At 37.5% G+C, this 24,750-nt stretch carries 15 protein-coding genes and 9 pseudogenes; 17 read left to right on the forward strand and 7 right to left on the reverse strand.

All coding sequences use genetic code 11. The annotated features are described in order from the left end of the window. Positions 1 to 529: 529 nt before the first annotated feature. Both CKQ84_RS18790 and CKQ84_RS18795 read right to left on the reverse strand, forming a co-directional pair. A complete protein-coding gene (locus tag CKQ84_RS18790) occupies positions 530 to 1,762 on the reverse strand; it encodes a peptidase domain-containing ABC transporter (RefSeq protein WP_254053127.1) in 1,233 nt (410 codons plus the stop codon). 69 nt (positions 1,763 to 1,831) lie between these two features. Then, on the reverse strand, positions 1,832 to 2,206 hold the full coding sequence (locus tag CKQ84_RS18795) for a nuclear transport factor 2 family protein (RefSeq protein WP_105253114.1): 375 nt from the start codon (positions 2,204 to 2,206) through the stop codon (positions 1,832 to 1,834). A 280-nt stretch (positions 2,207 to 2,486) separates the two neighbouring features. On the opposite strand from CKQ84_RS18795, the gene CKQ84_RS18800 reads away from it, so the two are divergent. From CKQ84_RS18800 to CKQ84_RS18820, 5 genes and pseudogenes are all read left to right on the forward strand, one after another. Then, the gene (locus CKQ84_RS18800; protein WP_105252359.1) at positions 2,487 to 3,362 is read left to right on the forward strand and encodes a LysR family transcriptional regulator; all 876 of its coding nucleotides are present in this window, start codon (positions 2,487 to 2,489) and stop codon (positions 3,360 to 3,362) included. 112 nt (positions 3,363 to 3,474) lie between these two features. Next, positions 3,475 to 4,100, forward strand: a pseudogene (locus tag CKQ84_RS18805) (transposase); the annotation flags it as partial. A 696-nt stretch (positions 4,101 to 4,796) separates the two neighbouring features. Next, positions 4,797 to 5,435, forward strand: coding sequence for a hypothetical protein (locus CKQ84_RS18810; RefSeq protein ID WP_105252360.1), 639 nt, complete (start codon positions 4,797 to 4,799; stop codon positions 5,433 to 5,435). Positions 5,436 to 5,587: 152 nt separating this feature from the next. Next, positions 5,588 to 7,504, forward strand: a complete 1,917-nt coding sequence (locus tag CKQ84_RS18815; protein ID WP_105252361.1) for a hypothetical protein — start codon at positions 5,588 to 5,590, stop codon at positions 7,502 to 7,504. Between the two features lie 415 nt (positions 7,505 to 7,919). After that, positions 7,920 to 8,733, forward strand: a pseudogene (locus CKQ84_RS18820) (IS5 family transposase). Here the strand turns inward: CKQ84_RS18820 and CKQ84_RS18825 are convergent. Then, positions 8,721 to 8,924: pseudogene (locus CKQ84_RS18825) on the reverse strand (hypothetical protein); the annotation flags it as partial. The pseudogenes CKQ84_RS18820 and CKQ84_RS18825 sit on opposite strands and share 13 nt — an antisense overlap. A 175-nt stretch (positions 8,925 to 9,099) precedes the next feature. Here CKQ84_RS18825 and CKQ84_RS18830 point away from each other — a divergent pair. Further along, positions 9,100 to 9,372 (forward strand): hypothetical protein, encoded by a 273-nt coding sequence (locus tag CKQ84_RS18830; protein WP_105252362.1) that lies wholly within the window; start codon positions 9,100 to 9,102, stop codon positions 9,370 to 9,372. A gap of 68 nt (positions 9,373 to 9,440) precedes the next feature. Further along, positions 9,441 to 10,040 carry a dual specificity protein phosphatase family protein gene (locus CKQ84_RS18835; RefSeq protein WP_105252363.1) on the forward strand — a complete coding sequence of 200 codons (600 nt, stop codon included), beginning with the start codon at positions 9,441 to 9,443 and terminating at the stop codon, positions 10,038 to 10,040. A gap of 165 nt (positions 10,041 to 10,205) precedes the next feature. On the opposite strand, the pseudogene CKQ84_RS24065 reads toward CKQ84_RS18835, so the two are convergent. Continuing rightward, positions 10,206 to 10,427: pseudogene (locus CKQ84_RS24065) on the reverse strand (IS30 family transposase); the annotation flags it as partial. Positions 10,428 to 10,780: 353 nt separating this feature from the next. On the opposite strand from CKQ84_RS24065, the gene CKQ84_RS18840 reads away from it, so the two are divergent. The 3 genes and pseudogenes from CKQ84_RS18840 (at position 10,781) to CKQ84_RS18850 (ending at position 13,548) form a co-directional block, all read left to right on the forward strand. Beyond that, positions 10,781 to 11,188, forward strand: a complete 408-nt coding sequence (locus tag CKQ84_RS18840) for a hypothetical protein (protein WP_105252364.1) — start codon at positions 10,781 to 10,783, stop codon at positions 11,186 to 11,188. Positions 11,189 to 11,571: 383 nt separating this feature from the next. Further along, positions 11,572 to 12,301, forward strand: a pseudogene (locus tag CKQ84_RS18845) (IS1595 family transposase); the annotation flags it as partial. A gap of 71 nt (positions 12,302 to 12,372) precedes the next feature. Continuing rightward, positions 12,373 to 13,548: pseudogene (locus CKQ84_RS18850) on the forward strand (IS3 family transposase). Between the two features lie 397 nt (positions 13,549 to 13,945). On the opposite strand, the gene CKQ84_RS18855 reads toward CKQ84_RS18850, so the two are convergent. Continuing rightward, positions 13,946 to 15,028, reverse strand: coding sequence for a hypothetical protein (locus CKQ84_RS18855; RefSeq protein ID WP_105252365.1), 1,083 nt, complete (start codon positions 15,026 to 15,028; stop codon positions 13,946 to 13,948). Between the two features lie 321 nt (positions 15,029 to 15,349). Here CKQ84_RS18855 and CKQ84_RS18860 point away from each other — a divergent pair, with 321 nt between their 5' ends. The 4 genes from CKQ84_RS18860 to CKQ84_RS18875 all read left to right on the forward strand — a co-directional run bounded on the left by CKQ84_RS18860 (position 15,350) and on the right by CKQ84_RS18875 (position 20,618). Beyond that, positions 15,350 to 16,813, forward strand: a complete 1,464-nt coding sequence (locus CKQ84_RS18860; protein WP_105252366.1) for an actin-binding protein — start codon at positions 15,350 to 15,352, stop codon at positions 16,811 to 16,813. A 700-nt stretch (positions 16,814 to 17,513) separates the two neighbouring features. Continuing rightward, positions 17,514 to 18,053, forward strand: coding sequence for a winged helix-turn-helix domain-containing protein (locus CKQ84_RS18865; protein WP_105252367.1), 540 nt, complete (start codon positions 17,514 to 17,516; stop codon positions 18,051 to 18,053). A gap of 451 nt (positions 18,054 to 18,504) precedes the next feature. Next, on the forward strand, positions 18,505 to 19,344 hold the full coding sequence (locus CKQ84_RS18870; RefSeq protein WP_105252368.1) for a hypothetical protein: 840 nt from the start codon (positions 18,505 to 18,507) through the stop codon (positions 19,342 to 19,344). Positions 19,345 to 19,841: 497 nt separating this feature from the next. Then, positions 19,842 to 20,618 carry a substrate-binding domain-containing protein gene (locus tag CKQ84_RS18875; protein ID WP_105252369.1) on the forward strand — a complete coding sequence of 259 codons (777 nt, stop codon included), beginning with the start codon at positions 19,842 to 19,844 and terminating at the stop codon, positions 20,616 to 20,618. Between the two features lie 13 nt (positions 20,619 to 20,631). On the opposite strand, the pseudogene CKQ84_RS23890 reads toward CKQ84_RS18875, so the two are convergent. Continuing rightward, positions 20,632 to 20,778 (reverse strand): annotated as a pseudogene (locus CKQ84_RS23890) (IS982 family transposase); the annotation flags it as partial. 77 nt (positions 20,779 to 20,855) lie between these two features. On the opposite strand from CKQ84_RS23890, the pseudogene CKQ84_RS18885 reads away from it, so the two are divergent. From CKQ84_RS18885 to CKQ84_RS18895, 3 genes and pseudogenes are all read left to right on the forward strand, one after another. Further along, positions 20,856 to 21,677 (forward strand): annotated as a pseudogene (locus CKQ84_RS18885) (IS5 family transposase). Between the two features lie 573 nt (positions 21,678 to 22,250). Beyond that, positions 22,251 to 22,787, forward strand: coding sequence for a chorismate mutase (locus CKQ84_RS18890; protein ID WP_105252370.1), 537 nt, complete (start codon positions 22,251 to 22,253; stop codon positions 22,785 to 22,787). A 103-nt stretch (positions 22,788 to 22,890) separates the two neighbouring features. Next, positions 22,891 to 23,548 (forward strand): annotated as a pseudogene (locus tag CKQ84_RS18895) (IS30 family transposase); the annotation flags it as partial. A 569-nt stretch (positions 23,549 to 24,117) separates the two neighbouring features. On the opposite strand, the gene CKQ84_RS18900 reads toward CKQ84_RS18895, so the two are convergent. Beyond that, the gene (locus tag CKQ84_RS18900; RefSeq protein WP_105252371.1) at positions 24,118 to 24,663 is read right to left on the reverse strand and encodes a winged helix-turn-helix domain-containing protein; all 546 of its coding nucleotides are present in this window, start codon (positions 24,661 to 24,663) and stop codon (positions 24,118 to 24,120) included. Positions 24,664 to 24,750: the final 87 nt, after the last annotated feature.

Here is a 24,750-nt window from a genome sequence, read left to right on the forward strand (position 1 = left end):
TGAATCAAATCTCTAGAGAACTGATTCAAACCCATGCAAAACCTCGATATTGCCCCTGAAATGCGTCTGTTTAGTCCAGATGGTGAAAGACTGTATTTAACCAGTGAAGAACGGCCGCGTAGAGTATTGAATTTCCCTTATTGCTAGTAATAGTAAATCAACACGGAGCTGTGAGATTATTTTAGTATGTAAAATGCGTACTGTATGTATTAAATACAATGAGTTGCGCAACATATAACTCAAGTCAGGGCGACCGCACGTATGTGCAACTTTCTAAGCAATTGGAGCAACTCGTTCTTCAACTACGAATCTCGATACGGCTAAATATTGAACCGTTGCTGCTTTAAATACAATCTTGCATTGAGCGAAAAACGTTCATGCGGTTACCCTATAACTCAAGTGATTTAATCTAATTTAATTGCCAAATTAATGATTAAGTCAAATAGTTATTGTTGTTTTTAAAAATTAATGCGTGTGTATAGCCTGTATTATTCGTAGAAAAGCAAAAGTTCATTCAGAATGATAAATATTATGTAACTTTTAACGAAACATGCTCAAGCCCTTGGCTTGTTAAATTATAAACCTTATCAATATAACTAAGAGTTGACTCCCTATGAGTAACAAGAATCCTTGTCACTGGAAGGCTATTAATACCTGAGTTAACTCGTTGTTCATTATTAATATCTAAATTACTGGTTGCTTCATCCAATACTAATATTCTTGGTTGTAAGTATAAGGCCCTTGCTAGTAAAATCCTTTGTACTTGTCCACCCGACAATTGAATCCCCATATCACCAATTAAAGTTTGATATCCCATAGGCAAATTTTCTATATCATCATTTATTGATGCTAATCTACATGAATACTCAACTTTTGATTGATTATAAATTTCATCGAAAAATGAGATGTTTTCGGTTAAAGTTCCTGATAGTAATGAATCGTTCTGCATTACGCTGCCAATTAATTTCCTATACCGGACAAGACCTATCTTTCTTATATCAATGCCATCGAAAAGAACTCTTCCAGTGGTAGGTTCTAGCAATCCTAATATTATCTTTAGTAGTGTTGTTTTGCCGCAGCCGGATAAACCCGTTATTGCGATGTTGTCGCCAAACTCTAGTGTAAGATTAACGTTCTCAAACAAAAAATTAGGTTTTAATCCATATCTAAAACTAATGTTTTCAAGTTGAATGCGGCCAATGATTTTTCCTGATAAGCCTAAATCATTTCGATTTTCTTCTTCTGGTTCTAAGGCTATATCGGATAGCCTAGACAAGTGAATGTCTAGCATTTTAAATGAAACAAAACTATCGATGAGGCTATTAACTCTAGTGGAAAATTGCCCTTTATAAGACATAAAGGCCATCATCATACCTATAGAAAAAAGCCCATCCATTACAAGGTTTGCGGAAAAATAAATAACAAGCATGTTTTCAATAGCAAAGATAATTGTATTAATGGATGAAAATCCTAAAGACCATAATGAACCTTTAATCCCTAAGTTAATAACGTCAGAGTATAAAGATAACCATTCATTTTTACGCTTATCCTCATGGCCTTGTAAACGAATAGCTTGAATATGACGTATTCCTTCTAAGAAAAATGTATTTTCTTTAGCTGAAGATGTAATGTTTTCTTCTGCATTCTGCCTAAATGGTCTATAGAAAGCCCACCTTACAAGCGCATAAATTATTACTGCAACAGTAGCTATAAATGTTAATTTAGGACTATAGTAACATAGACCTCTTAATTTATTGACCATACTGTCTCAAAATTAAGTGTCCGATGGGATTAGCCCAGAACATTACCCACTGTTCTAGAAAAATATGATTTAGAGTTCGCCCAACACCTCAAAATCATCGCTGGCTAATCGCGCCTTGCCATCCTCTTCCATCACCCAATGCTCTTTATGTATAATGCCAAATGCTTTATTCATTTGCCAGGTGGCGGTCAGAACGTATCCATTCTCACCTATCGGCTCCCAATGAACATTGGTATAAACAACATCTTTAAATCCTTGATCAATAATCCCTTGCCAAAAAGCCTCAATAGCGCCTTGACCTTCAAAGGTACCAAAGGGGCGAGCATGCATGACTGTCGTTGCACCGTATTGCTTTGCACAACCTTTGGCATCTTGCTGGTTGAATGCGATTTGCCAAGCTTCAATGGCTTGTTTGCAAGCCGCCAATACCGAGTTGTCTACCATCGTTTTATACCTATAAGTCACTGTAACTTGTTTGGCCTGCTGCCAACGTCCAGCCATGACCGATGATCATGAAGATTAACGTTGCCAAGCCAGCGCTGCGCAAAACATACTTAGTTTCATCAAACAGCAAATATCAACGAAACCGAGCCATCTTTGTATAATTTACGAGCAACGAATTGTTTTATGCTCGTCTGTATATTCATTTTAAGGTTACACCTACCGATAGCGTTGAAAAACAGCAATAATAGAAAGCACTGTTTACTTAAATAGAACAATCATCATGAATAGATTAAGACAGATGTCCATTTTCGCTCATATTGTCGACGCAGGCTCCGTATCTGCCGCAGCCGATAAACTCAATATTTCAAAGTCAGTGGTAAGCCAGCATTTAAAAATATTGGAAAAAGAGCTGGGGATGACCCTGATGAAAAGGACTACCAGACGACAAATATTAACAGATGTTGGGGAACGCTTTTATCTGAAATGCAAAGAGTTGAATACCATTGCTGATTCAGCTTGGGATATGATTACCGATTATCAACTTGAGCCCCAAGGGCGCTTTCGGATAACAGCACCAAATGCACTAATGGAAAGTTTAGTCATTCCGGTTATTGCAGCATTGATGAAGAAATATCCTAAACTGAAACCTAAATTAATTTGTGATGATCAACATCTGGATTTAATGGCGCACGATATTGATATCGCCATCCGGGTTGGTGCTTCTCATGATAGTAATCTTAAGCAAAAGCGTATTGGTGAGTTTAGAGATGTGCTCTGTGGCCTGACAAAGAAACCCATTAACATCAATGAGCTGCCATATATTGCCAATATTTGGCAATCAGAACAAATTGTTCATCATTTTAGCAACCTTGAGGGAGAGACACTCCTTTATACCAAGGAGACCAACTGCATGGCGAATTCGTTTCAGAGTTGCTTATCTTTGATCCGCTCCGGCGCTGGTATAGGGATTATCCCTGATTTTTATTTGGCTGAAATGCACCCCCCTTTGACGAATTTGATGCCAGATCACTGCTTGCCGCTCAATACTGTTTATACCCTGACCCCTTTTGCAAACCATGTTCCTGCCATCGTCAAAACATGTATTCATGAGCTGGAAACGTTTTTAACTCGCAGGCTGTCTGGAGAACACCCTTGAATATCCTCGTTCCGGCATGGCCAGGAAATGGGTTCTGTCGCAAACTATTCTGGTCTAATCCCTTCGGACACCTAATTTTGAGACAGTATGGTCAATGAATTAAAAGGTCTATATGAGTCTGAAAAAATCACATAAAAGTTATCCGCAGGCATTTAAAGATAAAGCCGTCTTGATGGTGCTGGATCAAAGTTATAGCGTTGCCGATTCGGCAAAGTCTCTTGGAGTTAGCACGAGCCTGCTTTACAACTGGAATGAAAAACACCAAGCCCTGCAACAAGGTATCATCTTAGAAGAGTCTGAGCGTGATGAGCTAAAGCGATTGCGTATAGAAAACAAAGAATTACGCATGGAGAAATAAATATTAAAAATACCCAAGGGGCACGCTGAGGCAAGCGCCTTCTTTGCGAGAGAAATGAAGTAAGATTTCGTTTCATCAAACTGCAATCTCACCTGTTTCCCATAGCACTGTAATGTCGAGTAATGAGTGTAAGTAAATCAGGCTATTACGATTGGCATAAGCGCCCTGCAAACGTGATAAGCCTTGAAAAACTGAAGCTTTATCGCCTTGTTCGACCGCTATTTAAGCAAAGTCGAGGCAGCTTAGAGAGTCGTGAAATGGTGAAGACATTGCGCAATGAAGGCTACTAAGTTGGTCGCTATCTCGTTCGTAAAATTATGCACTGCCTTCGACTCAAAGCAACCCAGCGACGCGCTTCCAAGGTGACTACTCAGATGCAGGCGTAATGGACTGCCAATCACGCTCACTCAAATTGGCTAAATCAGATTCTATTAATACCGCATCATGCTGTATTAATTAATCCATATAGGCTAAACGCATCGGCATACAGCGAGGCTTCCTGTTCTGGTGGTGCTGGAGAAATGAGGAATTAACCCTACGTAATAGCAAAGTTAAAGCAAAAATCACACCACCATCGCATATACCTGTTTATCAGCGTTTCGGATTTTTATTATCAGCGTTTCGTTTTTTAAATTGCATGCTGGGCCATATTTGACCCAGCAATCTGTTTTTAAAATTGATAATGTCATTATTAACACTGTCATTTCTGTTTTTTTAGGCGCTAAGTGGATTCACTTTTAATCACAAAATTTGACTAGCCCCTTTTTCATCCGACGATATAGGGTAAATGTACATAGCAAGGGTTCTGTCGCAATGCTGGTGAAGTATATTCATATTTTGATGATATTTAGACATTACCAGCAGCATCCCCGGCATGATACTCAAGGGCTCGGTGCGACATTATCCACAAGGTTATCGAGCGGTTCCTTGTTCTGGTCTAATCCAATCGGACACTTAATTTTGAGACAGTATGGTCAATAAATTAAGAGGTCTATATTCATCACCTGATGAACAGCACCTAAACTTACATAGTTTTACTTCTATGCAAGTTTTAATATCTAATAGAGAGAATTATTATGCCAATAATAAGAACATATAATTTGCAAGAAGCCGGCCCCACAAGAGCTAATGATGCATTACCACCCAGTACACTGGAAATCTTAAGGGTAACTTCGCTTCCATCGATGCCGTCTTGTCGTTCAATACGAGAGCAAAGTGAGATGGGTAATCAGCTTTTAGGCGAGTCCCGAACTCAGATAATAACCTCATTAACATCCAATAGTAGTTTACACTCAGATGGCAGAGTCATTACCGAAAGGCTCTCTAGCATTGTTGATAAATTACATGATCGCATAACTGGCTCTAACCTTTTGGATCCAAAGAGGATCGGTCTACTCTCATCAATATTAAGCACCATAAATCAATCCTCACAACAGACAGGTATTCTATCTATAGATGACACTGCAAAGCTGTCTTATCAATTTGAGAAATTGGCAAAGACTTTACCTAAAGGTAACATAAAAGACATTTTCAGCTTACTCGGTCAAAACATGAAAAGTGGCTGGATAATGCAAAAGAATCAAGAACTAAACGAAGAAAAAAAACAACAATTAGCCCCTTTGGCTAGTCCCGGAGCATCGGAAAACCATAGCATTTCAGTTGGCATAAGCACAGGGATAAGTATGCTTCCTGTTTCTGCGGGCCGGGCTCTGTAGGGCCTTACGCAGGCTTATCTGTTGGGGTTCAACAAGCAAGGAGTTTATCGGCTGATGATGAGACGAGTTTTTTTGTAAATTCAATAACTAATTGTAAAGTCAGTGTTGACGCTGGGGCGCAAGTAAAGCTCACTGACCAAATAGGTGCCAAATTGGGTGCTAATGCTCAATTTAACCACACTAAGGTTAAATTTAAAGCATATGATAATGTCCAACAATACGTTGATAAAAAAGGGCATAAGCTCAATTGGGCTAATCGCAGTGAGTATGTGAATAGTTCGAAAAAAAATAAGGTAACACATTTTATTAAAAGCCACCTTCCTTTTAAGTTAGGTTCAGAATTGAAAAAGTTAAAACACGAGTGCCAACAAGCTGCAAATAGTCAACATCGCCTAAATCATTTACTTGAGACGGTGTTAGATATAAAAACCACAGTTACCGCCACTGCTCCTGATCGAAGTAAGCCAGCATTTGGACATTATAATACCTGGGCCGGAGAGGTTAAATTAGAAGCTAATGCAGGGGCAACGGTAAATGTTGGGGAAGTAGGATTGAAATTAGCCGCGGGGGCCGCGGTAAGTTATCAAGAATCAGTGACTAATATTTATGGATTTGTGCCAAGCCAGTTTTTTAATGTCATTAAAAACAATGCAGATAAATTGGTAGAATTACCAGCGAATCTGATTCGGCATGCAAAGGAAATCGCAGATTATTCTTCAAACTCAAACGGCGCCACTAAATGTTTGAAGCTTTTATCACAAGATATTGATAGTTATTATAAAATAGTACAACAATATGATGATGTAAAATCTGGAAAAAATCCAGCTCAAGACGAACTTAAGCTACATAGAATAGCCAAGCACACCATTGAAGATCGCTGGGGAGCCATTGGACGCCATCAGTTTTTACAATTTGCCAATGCCTCTCATGCTTATTTAGCGCATAAAGCAATGACAGTAGTTCCTGGGGCAAAGGTATTAACGAGTGAACAACAAGCATGTAAAATGGACTTAATAGAGAATGTTGCAATAAAAATTAAGTCCCCACCCATAGAGTATTCCAAGACACGTTTAGATAAAATAGCGACATTTATGCAGCAAACTTATTTAAAGGTCACTGACAGTAAAACAGCGATCCATATATCGACCGGTCCCTTTTCAGCTCAGTTAGATATATTAAAACGCGAACGTATTCATCCTAGCAGAGTTCGCGCAGGCAGTTATGTTGATCTTACTCTAACATGGACTATCTCAGGCTCCTTACAAGGAGCTCTTGATAAGGTCAGCATTACAGCAAAAATTAACGAAGCGGCGGAAAAGGAGGGAATAACATTACCGCAGGAATTTGATTTCTCCCCAGATCTAAGTGGCGAAAAGTCTGGGTCTGTATTGATTCGCTTCTTTAAACCTAACTATGCTAAAGATTCTGATTTTAAAGGAGATACAGGTTATCGATGGCAGTTTATTCGTCATATAAATTCTGTTTCGGCGGGTGGGAAATTAGGTGCTTCTGCAATGGTTACACCTGGGGTAAGTGTTGGAGGAAATATCGGTGTTAATTACAGTAAATCCACAATGTCCAGTGAGAAAATAGGTATAGAAGATCTCACTTATAGTATGGTACGTTACAACCGCTTCTTTGAGAATTCAGAGCAAAATCCAGCCAATAATGAGTGGCAGGAATTTGAACGTAAAAATGAAATTGAGTATAAAAAAATGTTCCGCCACCTTGGAGAACAAACACATAAAATCCATAAGGAAGCACAGCACTTTTTACGTGAGTTGATCGCAAGAGCACCTGACGAACCTAATAAAGCCAAGGCTGAATCTTTACTTCATGACTTTAATCAAGCAATGAGTAATTATAGCGCGGACCCTACTAGTATAGATAAATTCAATATCGCAAAAGTGTATTTTAATGAGTATCTCGAGAAACAAACACTCCCATGGAGGGAAGAACTTATGAGTTATACGACTGATTTACCTTTCGTACAAACAGCCAATTCAGGGTTAAGCTTGGGAACTAAAATTAAAAAATCACTTAATCTCCATGAAAGAGTGGAAGCGTAAGCTACATCAGCGCTTCACTTATGGTATTGCTAGTCAGCAGGGAGGCAGGGTAACCGCATGAGTACTTACTTTTTGAACTCTACGTTTGACCTGCCACAAAGAACAAGGAAACATCCTAGCGATGAAGATTTAACGAACTCCTGCAGCTCGTTAAATCTTCTAATTTTGTTCAAGAAATGTTTGCATTATTGCCCTGTTCAAACGGGCTTCGCAGTGAATCTGCCTTGTTGATCTAATCGTTTCCGTGGTGCTTAACCAGAAGGCCAGACGCCACTGTACTGGTCAACCCAAATTGGACACTTTAAGTTGAGAGTTTTCAAACTCTACAGGTGACAGATCATCATTAGCAGAATGAAGCAGCTCCAAGTTGTAATATTATAAAACAACCCACTGGAAGCAATACAACCAAGCCTTAATCAATCGCGGTTCGCTTACCTTCTGGATTGATGAGGATGCAATTGCTAAGTGGAAAGCCAAGGTCGAGCAGCCCAAGAAAGGTCGTCCTCGTGTGTTTAGCGACTTAGCCATTACCACTGCGTTGATGGTTAAGCGTATTTTCTCTATGCCACAGAGAGCCTTACAGGGCTTTATCAATTCGGTGTTTAAACTGGGTGGCATCCCATTATCTTGCCCGCATTACACCTGCATCAGTAAACGCGCGAAAACGGTCAATATTGCTTTTAAAACCAAGACTCGCGGCGCCATTGAGCACTTAGCTATCGACTCGACAGGCTTGAAGGTCTATGGCGAAGGTGAGTGGAAAGTGAAGAAACATGGCACAGATGTAAAGCGCCGAGTGTGGCGTAAACTGCAGATTGCCGTAGATACACATAGCCATGAAATTATTGCCGCAGAACTCAGTTTATCAGATGTCACAGACGCTGAAGTGATGCCCAATTTACTTAAGTAAACCTATCGAAAAATCCGAAATTTCTCGGGTGTTCGTCGAAAACGCGCTTTAGTGCTCTGCGCTATGCGAACAAGGGCATCCACGAAACTTAGCCGTCAGTTGGCAACAGCTTCATGGCTCAAATAAGCAGTGGAAAAAACGGTATGGTTATCATCGCCGTTCAATCTCAGAAACTGCCATGTACAGGATAAAACAACTGCTAGGAGGCACGTTGAGCATGCGGAATTATAACGCTCAGGTGGGAGAAACTTACGCGATGATTAGGGCTTTGAACAAGCTTGCTGGGCTAGGTATGCCTGAAACCCACTATGTAGCTTGATATTTGAACAATGATGAGAGTTTTGTTCGCTGACTCGATTTAGGAAACAAAGCCTCCTTTACCTGATATTTGTCTTTTTTACGGACTTCCTTTCCAAGTTTAACAATTGATAGAACCGCACACTTTTTCACTGTATTGGCTTGAAAATATCGCTGCCATCCAAGGTGTTGCGTTGCTAACCCAATACACCAGTGTCATAACCTACGCCTATAGGTCTTCCATGATAAGTTACTGTCAGGAAATATCATAAATAGTCTTGTGACGACGAAGCTTTGGATGTGATACATTTTTTAATCATTCTTCTTGGAAAGGGGAGAGTGAAGATTAATTTCTTTGTTGCAATGGAAGGAAATGGATGATAACTAAATGAGTATTTTCAATAGAATAGCGCATCACCACACGATTAATGAAGCTGTTTCTCTCAAGTTAAATAATAAGACGGTATCTGATAAAACCATTAGTAAAATGGCGAAAAAAATATCTAATCTGACCGATCAACATGAAAAGTTCAATGCTCTAAAATCGAGTCTTGATATCGTAAAAAATATTAAAGAAACTCAAGCTAGAGTAAAATTGACAACTCTTCTATTAAAAGAGATTAACGTGCTTAGCCATACCCTGATAACGATAACCATATAGCGCATCTTACTCCGGTAGATAAGGTTGGGGTACTCTCTAAGTCAAAAGGGAGAGCAGTAGCTACATGGATGAGAGAGTTACCATCAACTCTAGAGACGATAAAGTCTAAGCAACCTGGATTATTGAGTCTACCAACAGTGACAAGTATAAAAGGGTTTAAGGGGGATGTTATTATAGATGGTCAGACTATTTTTAAAAACTTTGCATCTGTCGAGCTAGGGGTATTAGCTAGAGGTTCTGCTCCTCATTATACCAATGATGATAGCTCTCAAAGAATGTCTAACCACGCGATTATTTTTTTAAAAAACGAAGGTTTTAATCAAGTCATTAGCCTTAATTCTGTTGAGCTCAGTCAATCAGAAAAAAACTCATTAACAAAGTCCGGCATAAATTATATTCATATAAAAACTGATGACTTTTCATCTCCAGACAAATCTAAATTACTACAATCAGTTATCGCCATGAAAGGGAAGAATACTTATGTGTACTGTGGTTATGGTGCAGGAAGAACTGGGACTCTAGTGACTGCTTGGCAAATACTAAATAACAAAGGAGATTTAACGGAATCTACTATAGAAGAAGCAAACCAGTTAGCTATTTTAAAAGATATAGATGAAAAGCATGCGGTATCAAATAGCATCGAAAGGCTAAATATATGGCATGGTTAAAAAAAGCATATTTAGGGTTATTCCAGCTAAAAGTCCATAGCTACCTTGAAGTAATTGTTACACAAGGTTTCAGGAGGTTTATGAAATTATGACGTTTATCATCTGACTTTTAAAAAAATTAGAGGGTTATGCTAGAATTTAACTCTATAGTGCGACACTCGACAATTAAGCCGCTAATTGGTGAAAAACCATCGTTAGCTGCTTAAGCTTTAAATACTTATTTGGCCGATAGTTAATAATATTCTGAGAAAAATCGATTAATTCATCATTCACTAGCCTCAAAATAATAGTATTTTTGACATACTGCCGGAGTAATCTATTGGTATTTTCATTCGCCCCCGTTTCACGAAAACGATAAAGGTGTGCAAAATAAACCTTGGCATCCAGTGTTGTCTAATCGCCAGACACCTAGCGGTTATTGCTTCCAACAGAATGATCTAATCAACAACGCCTTACTAAGTTATCAAGATGTTTAAACGAGCAGGTACGGTTCAGTATTTGATTATTCGCTGACAGAGGAGCTAACTATTTGATAAAATTGATAAAAATATCTTTATTTTGCCATAAAAGTTCATCAATATAGTCAATAACACAGCGTATTAATAGATTTTCATATTATTTCGCATATTAACACTCTGTAAAGTGCTCGTTTTTTGGGATTATATTAATGATAAAACCGTTATATCGCTTCACATGTACACATTGGAACTAATCCATACAACCAACTAGGATAAAATTAAATGAATATAATGAATTTTTTAGGTATTACTAAATGCTCACATCATGATAAAACCAATCCAATAAAAAAAGATATTCAAAAACTTAACTTAGACGTCACAAACATAACGCAAAGCCTAAGCGGTGGTTCAAGAGCTAAAGTTAAATCTTTTGTTTTAGGAGATGCAATTGAAAAAGTTCAAGCTAAATATGCAAAAGTGGAAAAAGGAATAACACAATTAGACGAAAAGCACTCTGATAAGATAAAGGCGTCAAAAAGATTCAAAAACATGGAAAAGGCTTATAACAGCATGAACGATAGTATTTCTAAATCGGCTAGCTTGAAAGTATACTCCAACTTAATCTCTAACTCTAACTCTAACATATCCGGTCGTGTAGAGAAGAGTTACTTAGGTGACGGCAACTCTTAATTAAGGAATATATTGCATAATAAATCTATTCCTAACGCTATGTTTATAAAAACGTAGAGTTCTAAGTTAGTATAGCCACTGTAAAAAGTGGCTTTTTGTATTAATTTACAACGCTCTTCATCATTCTGTATCAGGTAATTTCACAAATTGATATCGTTTTCTAAGCCCCCTTCAGGTGAGTAGCGTGATTAGATAATATCGCAAAAATTGACTACACATTAATGCTTCAAAACAGTCCATATCGCTATCGCAGCCAGTTTGGTGGTGTGTGAATAGACTAAATGAATTGAAGGTGTGCTGGTTTTTTAGACTAAAATGGAACTCGATTCAGTGTGTTTATATAAGGGCCATCCATTTTGCGCCACCAGTGTCAATATGTAGTAATGAAAACTTCATCGTATTTATTAAAAGCTGGCGTCGATTTCCCTACAAATTGGGACGAATTTGTTGATTGGTTTCATGATGAACAATCTTGTACTAGCTACCTTTACGCACTTCGTTGGCCAAACGGATTCATTTGCCCAAGCTGTTCGAGCCATCAATCACCTTATCAGTTAAGTAATGGCAAGTTAAAATGTCATGCTTGCCGTTCTCAACGTTCAGTAACATCAAGTACACTTTTTGACAAAACAAGAACCCCCATGAAAAGTTGGTTTGCAGCTGTCTAGTTTATTACAAATCAAAAGAATGGGTCAGCGCTCTTAGGGTTCAAAGGCTATTAGGTCTTGCGAGTTATCAAACTGCTTGGTCTTTAATGCACAAGTTAAGATATGCCATGGTTGATCCTGAAAGAGATAAACTGTCCGGCATCGTAGAGGTTGACGAAACATTAATAGGTGGTGTCATTCCAAAATCATTTATTAAAAATCAACAGGGTAAGCGTAAACTGTAGTTTTAGTGGCTGTTGAGCTGCTATCACCCTCTGGATTTGGACGAATACGTTTAAGGCTAGTAGAAAGTGCAACTAAAGAACATATCCATCAATTCATTCAAGATGTAATAGAACCTGTTAGCACAATTTGTAGTGATGGTTCTCAAGCATACAAACAAATAGACAAAAAAGGATATAAGCATAGTCGGATAGTGCATTTAGGTTCATCTATATCTGCACATCTAGTCGCACACTGAATGTGGCCTCCTATAAGAAATGTTATGATCCCCTCATAACCCATTTAGGTGACAACATGAATAAAAGTAAACCTGCTCGATATAGCGCAACCATTAGCTTGAAACCGCTCAATTAGCCTTTGAACAAGGCTACACACAAGAATCGGCGGCAAAAGCCATGAACGTGGATAAATCGACGGTCAGTAAGTGGGTAACACAGCTTCAGGTTGAGCGCCAAGGGCATGCTCCGAAAGCCTCACCAAATGACACCAGAACAGGGCACTTAAACGCGAAATTGAGCGGATTAATCTCGAGAAAGAAATCTTAAAAAAGGCTACCGCTCTATTGATGTCGGACTCGCTGAAGACTTCTCGATAATCGAGAAACTCAATCAGAGCAACAAATACCCTATTTCAGTGTTATGCCATGTATTTAACATGAACCGGAGTAGCTACCGTTATTGGATGAGCCGTGAACTTGTAGTGACACCTGAGCCGCGGCTTTTAGAATGTGAAATCAAAGCGATACACGCTGAAAGCAAAAAATTTGCTGGTGCGAGAAGTATCGCAACCATCGCCTCTGAACGTGGCTTTGCGTTAAGTCGTTATAGGGCAACTCGGTTAATGAAAAAGCTTGGATTCTTGGATTAGTGAGTTGCCAACAACCCAAACACCGCTAAAAGAAGGCTAAAAATGAGCATGTGACCATCCCTAATGCACTCAAACGACAATTTGCAGTTGTCGAACCTAACACCGTTTGGTGATGTGACGTATATCTGGGCGGGTAATCGTTGGTGTTATTTAGCGGTTGTGCTGGTCTTATTTTCGAGAAAATCGATTGGTTGGGCGATGTCATTTTCACCGGATACAGAGTTAACGGTGAAGGCCTTAGATATGGCTTTTGAATCTCGTGGGAAGCCTAAAAACCTGATATTTCATTCAGATCAAGGCTGGCATTATACCAGCCTGAAATACCGTCAGCGGCTGTGGAAATATCAAATCACCCAGAGCATGAGCCGTCGCGGTAACTGCTGGGATAATGCGCCAATGGAACGGTTTTTCAGCAGTTTAAAAACGGAATGGCTCCCGACACAAGGCTACAAGAGTTTAAGCTAAGCTAAACAAGATGTGACCGATTACATCATTGGTTATTACTGTGAAATCAGGCCACATCATTACAATGCAGGATTGAGCCCAAATGAATCAGAGCGACGATTTTGGGAAGATTCTAAAGCTGTGGCCAAATTTAGTTGACTACTACAATTTTTATTAATTTATTGTTAGGGAAAAAATAATGTTTCACTTTAGTTTTCCGCAATAAAATTTGATTCAACTTCGAAACCATAAATTCCATACTGGCCACAGTATATTGTTAAAGAATGATACACAGTTGCCCGTTATCCTGAGCCATAACAACATTTTTACACCTAGTTGAAAACGTGCATAACGGACAAGAATCGTTTGTGATATGTTGTAAAGTTGGCGCCTAGAGCTGCGCCATACGGTATTGAATTATTGAACCTAATACAACTAGACTATGTAATTGCCGCCTCAATGAACTAACGTAACCTGAGATAATATCGGCAGGAATAACACATAAACAGGTTTAGTTCACGATAAGCTTGCTCTCAATCAAGAGGCTTAAGACACTTTATTTCCAGTTGATCATTTCGACCAAGGGAGTTGAGTCGTGATTACATCCGGGAAGTTTAAGTAATGCCTCTACCCTAGCTTGAAACTCAGGCTTTATATGATCAAGTATCCAGCCTCGAGCTCTTATTAGGTCATCACCTTGGAGACCAAAAGTACGTTTTGGATTCTCTGTTGGGGCATTTTTGAAAAAATTACCACTTGTGGCTTCAATAATACTGAGTAAAGTGGAATAGTTATCGTGGTTTTGATCTGCGAGAGTATCACCGTTTAAAATAGCATTAGTCAAATGGATGGTCGTATATTCATCCGTACAGACAATGCCATTTTCACCATCGTTATAATCAGGGGCCACCAAATTTTCTACATCAATATGCCGCACATTTGTGCCGTTATACGTCAGATTGTTAGGTTTAATATCGTGAAGAAATATTTTTTTAAGATGTAAGGAGTGCAAATCCGTTAAGAGTGATTTAAAGTGAATTAAGGATATTTTGTTCCCTTTTTCAATTAATTTTGCGACTTCCATACCCCCGTTACGGGCAATCATAGTCGAATCGTTAACATAAATGGAGGGGCAAATTGAAGGGTGATGTTTAAGTTCATTCATCATCAACTGGTTGTACTGAGTCTTATCTACATCAAGCATGTCATTGTAAATATGAAGCTGAACAAATTGATTGTCTTTACGTACTAACTGCTTGAAATTTCCTTCCCCTGCAAGTTGAAATTTAGTCGGTGTTCTGGCGACAAAATCACCTTCAGAATTATAAAAGTAACTACGCCCCGCCTTAGCATTTGTGAGTGATTTAATTCCTACTTTGTTGATCTCTGCATTAGATTTTTTTTGTTGATAAGAGCGATAACTTTTTTGTATTAGTTCAGCTGCTTCGAACTTAGCTAAATTGGAGTATTTACTCACAGTTGCAACATCCGTGAGTAAAGTGATATTTTTTGCAACTTTTAGCTTACTTGCTTTGTATTGGGAAAGCTTAACGATATTGAGCTTGTTAGGTATAGCAGCGAATTGGTTGTAGCTTTTATAGTCGCTGAAATTAGAATGTATATTAGCATGAATAGGCATAGTTATATCTCAATATTTAATGATGTTGATGAGGTTAATTCTAAATTAAATAAATAGGTATGATTAATGGTTAATAATGAATAAATAAAAGTTGGTGAAATCTCAAAACCAAGATTCATGATTATTTATGAATTAATATTTTTTACGATAAGCATCGTTAACGAAAAAAAACCATCTTTATCAGGATATTTCCAACAAAGTATCGTGCCATCCCTGCTTACTGCATGTACTGTATGACATAATAAAAATAAACATTAACTTATTCACGAAGTTATTCACAAAGCACTAACACTAGTAGATACACGAGCTGAGGAGTACCAGATGCCATTTTCTAAATTAAGCACCAAACTACAATCATCGAATATCAACAATCCGAGCACCAGTAACGCTGATGGAGGTAAATCATCAGCGAAAAAAATTGAGGTTAAGCGGGTTAGAAGTCTATCGAGTCTAAAGAATATTTTCTCATCGCTATTTAATACAATTAGGCATAAACCGAGTGACAAACGCGCTGGCTCGGTGAAGACACTTGCTCAATCCGTAGAGCCTGTCGCGACTTCTACTGTTGTACGGGTTAATGTTAAAGGAAATCAGCAAAACACGAATCTTAGCCAACAATTAAAGCTCGACATTCAAAATGGCGTTGAATTAAAAAAGGTACCATATAATGAAAGAAGAGGATCGGCAGCGGTTTATTCTCAATCACCATTATTGGAAGCTATAAGACTTCATCCAGTACTTAAAAAAGTACAAGATAGTAAAGATTGCTTATTAACTCAAAGGCCTGAAAAGACTGTGGGATTAGATAAGACATTTCCTGTAATATCAAATATGTCGGATAATGTGCCGCCACCGCCACCGCCACCGCCACCGCCACCTGCGCCCATTTTGCCGTTTACTCCTGCGCCAAAGGTAAGCTCTGCTCAATCAACCGGAGGTAAGGATGCCTTGTTTGCAGCTATTAGTACGTTCGATATAAGCAAGCTTAAAAAGAGAATAGCGGCTGATATTTTGCCTACATCAGCTAAAGAAGAGCTTATAGATGAAATTTACTCCGATGAACTACTTAAAACTGCGCCTTGTATGGATGCGAATAGCAGAGAGGTACTCTGCCAACAAATTAGCGACTATATCGTCAGTGCCATGGAAGTTGATTGGGAGGGGATTCTACTAGAACAATATGGAATGTATGAAGATATTGACACGTTAGAGACTGCAATGAAGGGCCAGACTGAATCGATTTCAAGCTATTGGGCTGAAGTGAAGCGTTTTCCTGACTTATGGAAACAAGCCGATGTAGTGTCTGATCTTCCTTTTGTTACTAAGCGTAAAGGTGTCATAGCTGAAGCGATGAATCGACTTAATTCGGGTCAAAATCGTCTTTTCCGATCGGATAATACCCGAGGTGCTAATGAGATGAAAAAAGGAGAGGCGATTCAAGAGGGCGCTCGTCGTATCGCCAATCAACGGATGACAGGTGAAGAGAAGTTGAATTTATTGGATAAAAATTACCACCAAGCGGCACTTAACGTGCTCACTGAAATGCCATTCATGGAAGATTTTGCTGTAAAGAATGGTAAAGATGCGCTCATGAAGTTGGAAAAGCAATTTATTGCAAGTATCCACAGTACTGAAAGTCTTAAAGCAGATATTTCGATATTTTTAGCACCCCATATGAAAACGGGATTTGCAGATTTTAGTTTCCTGGGACAGGAAGCATTAGTCAAAAAACAGGCAGCTTTAATTAATGAACTGCAATTAAAACTGACGTCATTAAATAGCTAAATACATTCACTAAAATCCGATTTGACAGTTAACTATTGCAAGCGATTTCTGTCAGATCGGATTTCAATTAATACTCTCATTTTCTTCGAGAATGCTCGCACTACTTCTATGCAATCCGCTACAGCCTAATGAGCTATGTTGTATCCGTAATCTCTAGAAAAAATCTAACTAATCAACCAGAATTGATAATCAATTTTTTGTCTATCTTTTATTTATAATTAATATGGCGTTAATTTCTTGTGATTTGTGATTTGTGATTTGTGATTTTTTGCTATTTATAATAGGGTTAAGCTAAATGGTAATGTAAAATGAACGGCGTAACTTCATTATAAAGGTATTCAGGAGGCGTAATTTATATAGGTATGAACAAGTAATGATGCTTTTCAAGCTTAAAATTCCCAATGGGAAAACATTATTAAACGTGCACTTTATGTATGAAGTAGATTATACAGTGTTGAGTTTTTTAAATGTATACTCCCAGTCGGTAGGTAACATTTTGTACATTATGGTTTATCTGTGTTTTTTTTGTTATATAATATTAAGTATAAGTGAGCTATTGTGTTCTCATTTTTTTTCTCTAGTAAAGACATAAATTTTTTGATTTTTGTATTACTTTTTTCTGGGAAAAATATCATAATGTATAACACTCAATAGTCTTGAGTCACTTTCTATCATTAACTAATGAATTTGGGAGAAAAACATGACAAGAAATTATTTATTAGGAAATCAAATGGTTTTCGATGTACTAAGAAGGGAGATTAGTACTGATGAGCATGTAGTAAGTCTAGGTGGACGTGAAGCAGTAATCCTTAAACTACTGTGTGACAATGTTAATAGAGTACTAAGTAAAGAAAAAATACAAGAGATAGTTTGGGGTAGAGTATTTGTTAGTGAAACATCTTTAACTAAGGCTATTTCAAATTTACGTAAATCACTAGTTCAATTTGAAAGTTTGGCATGTGAAATAAAAACAGTTTCTAAAGAGGGATATATGTTGATCCTTGATGAAGATACTACGGATTTATTTATTACCAAAGAGTTGTCAATACTTGAGGTGAAAAACATTATGAATCGTGATAGCATATACTTCAATAATTTTTCAATTTTATCCTATTTCATGAAAAAAATGGTTTACGTACGAACAGAATTCAAGATGAAAAATCTTTTTTTCATCTTGTTGTGTTTTTTTTCAGCGCTGTTAGCAGCTATATTAACGGTGACTATTATAAATTTAATCTGATAGGTTTTATTTGTAAGCAATGTATTTATATTGGCAGTATCAAAATGCATTTTTGAAATCTATTTAGTCAAAATCTTATTTTGACTAAAAGTATTTGTTGACCATCCGCTAGCTAATAATATTAACAACAAAGTGATTGTAACTCTTAGTATCAGTTTAGCCAACGCTAGACTGTACAACAGCATCCAGCCTTTTTTTGGGGTGGGCGGGGAGGCAATTTATTTCAGAAAAATTCATTAAGCGTTACATGTTGAAAGAGTAGAAAATAAATCAGCTTTGTTGGGTTTAGGTTCATTTATACATTTATCATAAGACTGGGAGACACATTCGGCACTTTTCCAAGCATAAAATATACGAAATGTTTTTTTGGATTAAATCTTTAGTGAGCGCTAAGCTTTACACAATGAATGCCTGGCTATTTTTTATTTAAACTTTAAATATGGTGATAATAATGCGTATTTTTGGAAAAACAATTAACTCCAGTATTTTCTCAAAGAGTGATAAAAGTCATACATCGGCTTTACCTCAATGGAACAAACTTAAAAAAGAAACGCTTAAAACTGTAAATAGTTGTAAGAAAAATATAGATCCTTTTAATAAAAGTGGCCGTGTTTCAATTAACACTGCCAAGATAGCCCCTAAACAATTTTTAGTGCATACCGTTCGTGATTTTGAAAATGAATCACCATTATTAACCCAGAATGCTCAAACGCTATTATCCTCATGGGATATTATCAGTACTTCTGTTGTTAAAACGGGAGAATACTCAAGATCACAATGGGCTGATGTAGGTTTGATACTTGCTGCAGAACCTCAAAATATAATTTCAACCTCCCGACACGATGTGCGTTTTCAAAATCACGCAGGAAATGAACCCGGGAAGCCCCAAAATACCTATGCGCTTACAGAAAGTTACTTCAAAGGCCAGGGTATGCACGGCTACACTGTTGAAGGTGGGACATATGCCAAAATTGAAACACCCAGTGATATTATCAATAATACTTTTACAGGTACACATAACGAAATACTGGTAGTAGGAAAGCCAGACATCAGGACTTATGAAGGTTATGATGGTACCGAAAAAGTAAAAGTTTGCGGAATATATTGTCATCAAATGCTTGGTAATAATAAAGAAAACAATGAATTAAAGTATAATGAAAACAATGAGTTAATCGATAAGTTGTTAAAAGTAAATCCAGGATTGACTCTTTTTAGAGAATTCACATGGACCGGAAGTATAACAATGAAGAATCAAGATAAAATAAAGAGTTACGTTAATTCATTTAAGTAATATTGTATTCTATCTGGAGGGGGTAACAGATTCTGTGTAGATGCTTGTTAATGTAATTGTTTCTCGATGTATTTCTCGAACTCCATAACAAAACGATTCAATACCGATATAGTTTTAAATCGGCATTGTCTATTTTTTGCTGAGATCTTTGACTTTTTTAAATTCAGGATAAATGGAGAATAGTTTTCTTCTGACTTGTCATGGCTTATCTCGTTAGTGATTGTACTCACTTAACTCGGTGTCCAAGACTGGTGGTGCAGCTCAAGGAGTTGTTCACCGTGGTTCTAGACGGTTGCCGCTAGAATACAATTAATTTATGACAAGTGCTAACTGTTCGTGTGTAAAGACCCGATAAAGGCACATTTCAGCAATAAAAGCTCTGATGTTATCGGGTTTATCCTCGAATAAAGATTTGCAAATAAAGTGTATTTTCCTGAAATCAATTCAACGTAAAGGAGGTCTTGATTAATCAATCATTAATATTATAAGGAAGATAAATGAAAACTACTGTAAATATACTGGCCGCAGGCTTGTTTGTCATTCTGCCAAGCTTTTCCGTTTTGGCTGATGTTAACTTGTATGGACCAGGTGGACCTCATACTGCACTGATTAAAGTCGGTCAAGCATTTCAAATTGAAACAGGTATTAAAGTAAACGTCTACTTTGGACCTCAGGCAACTTGGAATGACAAAGCAAAAGAAAATGCCGATATTCTGTTTGGGGCTTCAGAACAGTCTGCTCTTGCGATTACAACGGGTCATGCTGACAATTTTGATATTCAGAGTATAACTCCTCTGTACTTGCGCCCAGCTATCATTTTAGTGAAAAAAGGAAATCCTAAACAAATTAGAAGATTAACAGATTTAACAAAACCCGGAATAGGGATTGTTATCCCAGATGGTGCTGGTGTTAGCAATACCTCTGGCACCGGGATCTGGGAAGATATGATGGGTCGTACAGGCGATATCAATCTAGTCACTAATTTCAGAAAAAATATAGTGCTGTTTACTCCAAATAGTGGCGGGGCTCGAAAAGCTTTTTTGGAGGATCCCAAGGTTGATGCTTGGGTCACTTGGTTAGATTGGGCTAAAAGTAATCCTGACTTTGGAGATGTCGTCACCATCGAAAAAAACTTAGTCGTTTATCGAGACATTAATATAGTGTTAAAACGTAATGCGAGTAAGGACAGTCAGCAATTTGCTAATTACCTAAAGGGTGATAAAGCAAAGCATATTTTTCAACAGTTTGGATGGTCTGATAAATTTAACTTATAAATTAACCTGAGCTCTATGAACAAGCCATAACTGCAATAACATTAAACTCCGTGTTAGTGATGTTAAGTTGTGGCTTATTCTCTTTCAATTGATAGGCGATCGTAGTCATTATATTGAGCCTGCGGTGTTTGGAGTATTCTATCTGAGAGAAGCTTTTTAACGGCGTTGTTGAACAAATCTTTGAACTAATTGGCTTTGCCATTATTAGATCTCCTAACTCACCTTCAGGACGGCAACATGGGCAAATCAATACGTAAAATCGTTAATTGGAAGCAATACAACCAAGCATTAGTGAGCCGTGGCTCGCTCACCTTCTGGGTGGATGAAGCCGCAGTAAAAGCGTGGTACTGCCATGAGCATCATGGCGGGCGTGGACGCGGGTTTAGCTATAGTGATGTGGCGATTGAAACAGCGTTGATGGTCAAAGGCATCTTTAATTTGTCGTTGCGTGCGCTAGAAGGCTTTCTCAACTCTTTGTTTACGTTGATGAGTGTGCTACTTAAATCACCTGATTACACTTCTATCAGTAAACGCGCTAAGACAGTCAATGTTCAGTACCGCAACCCCAGTCGCGGACCCATAACGCATGTTGTTGTCGATGCTACAGGGCTAAAATTGTTTGGTGAAGGCGAATGGAAAACGCGCAAGCATGGCGCAAGTTGCACTTATCCATCGATACAAACACTCACGAAGTCGTTGCCGCTGAAGTCAGTCTTGTGTGAGTAGGCGATAATGAAGTACTGCCGACCTTGCTCAATCCTTTACGGCGAAAGATAGCGCAGGTATCGACAGATGGGGCTTATGATACAAAGGGTTGTTATCAATTACTGCGACATAAAGGCTGCAAAGCTACCATCCCATTCTGCTCAAATGCGGGGTTATGGGAAGGGCCTCCACACAATTAAGCGGTAGAAGCACTGAAAGCGGGTCAGCTGAAGCAATGAAAAATCGATAACGGCTATCACCAGCGCTCTCTAGCAGAGACCGCCATGGGCCGGTGAGAAGGCGATGAACAAAGCCATTAGACAGGGTATGCCCGTTCGCCAGCAAGTTGCTTAATCGGCCAGAAGCCTTGGAATGATTACCTTTTATGACATGATTTAATCAACAACGCCTAGCTAAGGTCTGCGGGATAGAATCCCTAATTAGGATGGAAATTAAAACTGAAGAATAAAGTCAATACTATACATTTTGTTTGTGAAACGATTTAGTAGGGCATAAATGGACAGATAAAGTAGCAATTCAGGCATATCTCTCTGGCATATCAATGAGGATTGATTTGAACATACTATTCAATTTCACTTAAAAAATTGATATAGACTTCCACAATGAAAATGATGCAGTGATTTTATACAGAATAAAATGGAGAATTCATTAATATATGTCACTTAAAAATTGGGTATAAGCACTACCTTAACGAATTAATTTATTTATCTGATTATAATTTAACATTTTTAACCCTATATGGAAATAAACATAATTGCTACAAACGAAGCATAAAACATCATGCAAAAAAACATATAAAGGTAACGATTGTATTCAATAAGTAAAAAATAAAAAAGTCTAAAAAAATAGCTTTTAATCTTGCGATAAAACTTGATAAAATAAAATTTCAAATCAAAAGGAGTAAAAATGAAATCGAAGATATTATTTTTATTATCGTTCATCTCACCCATTTCAAGTAATGCATCAGATGAATCACTTTCTTTTCTTATTAATCAACGATTTTCTTATATGAAAGATGTTGCGGCATATAAAGCTGCGCATCACATAGAAATAGAAGATCTAGAACAAGAAGAAAAAATCTTATTACATACACAAGATCTAGCTCGTACGATAGGCTTAGATGCTTCATCAATAACGCCATTTATAAAAGCACAGATGGATGTATCAAAAGCAATCCAATATCGCTATTTAGCAGATTGGCTAACAAATCCAGAACCTCAATTTCGGGCTCTCCCATTAGCTAGCGTCAGAGTTGAAATCATGGACATAAGCAATCGCATCATTAATAACATCGCTATCGATATAATGAAAGAAGGTCAATTAGACAATAAAAAAATGGAGAATTTACTGACAGAACTTAACCACGCTCAACTCGAGTCGCATGATAAAGTCTATCTTTATGAGACATTATTAAAAATTAGAGCGTTAGAGCCCAAAAAATAATTTTAAACATATAACCCGATACCTTATAAAACATTAAATTCCATTTAATATTTAGTCATTATCACTAAAAAATAATCTTGCATACAATTAGGTGTCAATCGGCCAAATAGAGACCGTGCTGCTATTGCTGCAACTCGATTGGAGTCCAGAGCAGATTTCGTATGTATTGATTCTTGTAAAGAGCCTGTTAACCATGAGTGGGTTTATCGCTATATAGCGTGTTATAAACGTAATGGTGGCAAACTTTATCATCATTTATATCAATGATATAAGCGGTAACGTGGCGGAAAAGCAGCGCAAGCGCCAACGATAACAAATGCGGTATCCATTGATAAAAGACTCACGATTTTCGATAGCCGAGAACGGTTTGGTGATTGGGCAATTGATTCGGTATTGGGTCGGCATGGAACAGGGGGCCATGGTGACAATATTAGAGCGTAAGACACGATTTTATTTGATAAAGAAAGTAAACTCAACGTAAGCGGAAAAGGTGACGAGAGCCACAATCGAGCTGTTGATGGTTACAAGGCGCATGTGTTAACGATAACCGCGGATAATGGCCGAGAGTTTGCGAATCATTAAGAGATAGCAAACGCACTGGATACTAAGGTGTATTTTGCGCCTCCTTGAGGCAATATATTAAAAAAAGGGTTTATTTAAGGCAGGAGAGTCATGAACTAATCGAATTTGCTCAGAGCAGGATTAGCAAGCGGTCTAAGAAATGTTTGATTTTTAAGCCGCTAGCGGTAGTATTTAACTAACTAACTAACTAACTAACTAACTAACTAACTAACTAACTAACTAACTAACTAACTAACTAACTAACTAACTAACTAACTAACTAACTAGCGGCTTAATTAGCGAGTGTCGCACCTCGGAGTAGAATTTGGGACTAATCATCGAAAATCAGGTATATGTAGTATATATTTTTTATAAAGTACATTAATGTTTTCCTTGGTAAAGGGGCCATTTTGGCTCTATTTTGATGCGTCGATAATATTGGAGTTAACCAAAGTTAAGGAGAAATTTTAAGTGAATATCAGTATGTAGTGATATGTAAATGAGTGCTGTATGAGTGCAGGGTATTAAATCGGAAAATATTTAATGTCATCACATTATAAATTTATTGACAATATTTAGAATGTGTCTGTTGATTAAAAAGTCAGTGTAATAAGTGTTAGAGTCGTAAAGTTATCTTAATATATAATAAGTGGGTGCTTCTGTCAGCATATTCAAGGGAAATGCGTTCTGTCACACCACTTAAACGTATAGATGTCGATAGTTAGTTGTTGGAACTAAAGTAGAGTGTATAATGCTAGAAGGGGTTAACCTAATTTACTATGCTAAGAAGAGTGATAATACCAGTAGACAATATGGTCGCTATTATAGATGGAATAAATAACACAAGTAATAAGTACTTTTTATTTATGAAGAACTCTTCTTGTATTGATTCTAATGTTTCCTCTCTAAAAGGCTTTGTTATTGGTCCGTCAGAGTGTTCATTATTAAATTGTGTGATCATTTCATCCTCAAGTGTAAATGACTTTTCTTTACTAATAAGAAGACTTTCATCTTGGATTAACATATATCCCTCTCCAGAAATGGTTTTAATTTCGCATGCCAAATCATTAAATTGATAAAGTGATTTCCTTAAGTTTGATATGGCTTTTGTTAATGATGTTTCCCCGACATGCACGTTACTCCAAACTTCATCTTGAATATATCCTTTACTCACGACACAATTTATATTGTCACACAGTAACTTCATTATCCTTGCTTCTCGCCCACCGATATTCACCACATGTCCATCTTTATGAAGCTGTCTTTTAAGCAAGTTAAAACTAATTCGATTTCCTAATGTATATTCTTTTGTCATATCTGTCCCCTGGCTTGATAAACATTTTTAGTAACAAGACTAAATGTTAAATTATAAAAGTTAAATAATAATCTGCATTCCGGCATT

The organism is Shewanella sp. WE21, from assembly GCF_002966515.1.
GTDB classification, from domain to species: Bacteria; Pseudomonadota; Gammaproteobacteria; order Enterobacterales; family Shewanellaceae; genus Shewanella; species Shewanella oncorhynchi.

Excerpts from the sequence above, each read along its gene's own strand:
- CKQ84_RS18790 (WP_254053127.1), bottom strand. The coding sequence starts at position 1,762 with ATGGTCAATAAATTAAGAGGTCTATGTTACTATAGTCCTAAATTAACA.
- CKQ84_RS18795 (WP_105253114.1), bottom strand. The coding sequence starts at position 2,206 with ATGGTAGACAACTCGGTATTGGCGGCTTGCAAACAAGCCATTGAAGCT.
- CKQ84_RS18800 (WP_105252359.1), top strand. The coding sequence starts at position 2,487 with ATGAATAGATTAAGACAGATGTCCATTTTCGCTCATATTGTCGACGCA.
- CKQ84_RS18810 (WP_105252360.1), top strand. The coding sequence starts at position 4,797 with ATGCCAATAATAAGAACATATAATTTGCAAGAAGCCGGCCCCACAAGA.
- CKQ84_RS18830 (WP_105252362.1), top strand. The coding sequence starts at position 9,100 with ATGAGTATTTTCAATAGAATAGCGCATCACCACACGATTAATGAAGCT.
- CKQ84_RS18835 (WP_105252363.1), top strand. The coding sequence starts at position 9,441 with ATGAGAGAGTTACCATCAACTCTAGAGACGATAAAGTCTAAGCAACCT.
- CKQ84_RS18840 (WP_105252364.1), top strand. The coding sequence starts at position 10,781 with ATGAATATAATGAATTTTTTAGGTATTACTAAATGCTCACATCATGAT.
- CKQ84_RS18855 (WP_105252365.1), bottom strand. The coding sequence starts at position 15,028 with ATGCCTATTCATGCTAATATACATTCTAATTTCAGCGACTATAAAAGC.
- CKQ84_RS18860 (WP_105252366.1), top strand. The coding sequence starts at position 15,350 with ATGCCATTTTCTAAATTAAGCACCAAACTACAATCATCGAATATCAAC.
- CKQ84_RS18865 (WP_105252367.1), top strand. The coding sequence starts at position 17,514 with ATGACAAGAAATTATTTATTAGGAAATCAAATGGTTTTCGATGTACTA.
- CKQ84_RS18870 (WP_105252368.1), top strand. The coding sequence starts at position 18,505 with ATGCGTATTTTTGGAAAAACAATTAACTCCAGTATTTTCTCAAAGAGT.
- CKQ84_RS18875 (WP_105252369.1), top strand. The coding sequence starts at position 19,842 with ATGAAAACTACTGTAAATATACTGGCCGCAGGCTTGTTTGTCATTCTG.
- CKQ84_RS18890 (WP_105252370.1), top strand. The coding sequence starts at position 22,251 with ATGAAATCGAAGATATTATTTTTATTATCGTTCATCTCACCCATTTCA.
- CKQ84_RS18900 (WP_105252371.1), bottom strand. The coding sequence starts at position 24,663 with ATGACAAAAGAATATACATTAGGAAATCGAATTAGTTTTAACTTGCTT.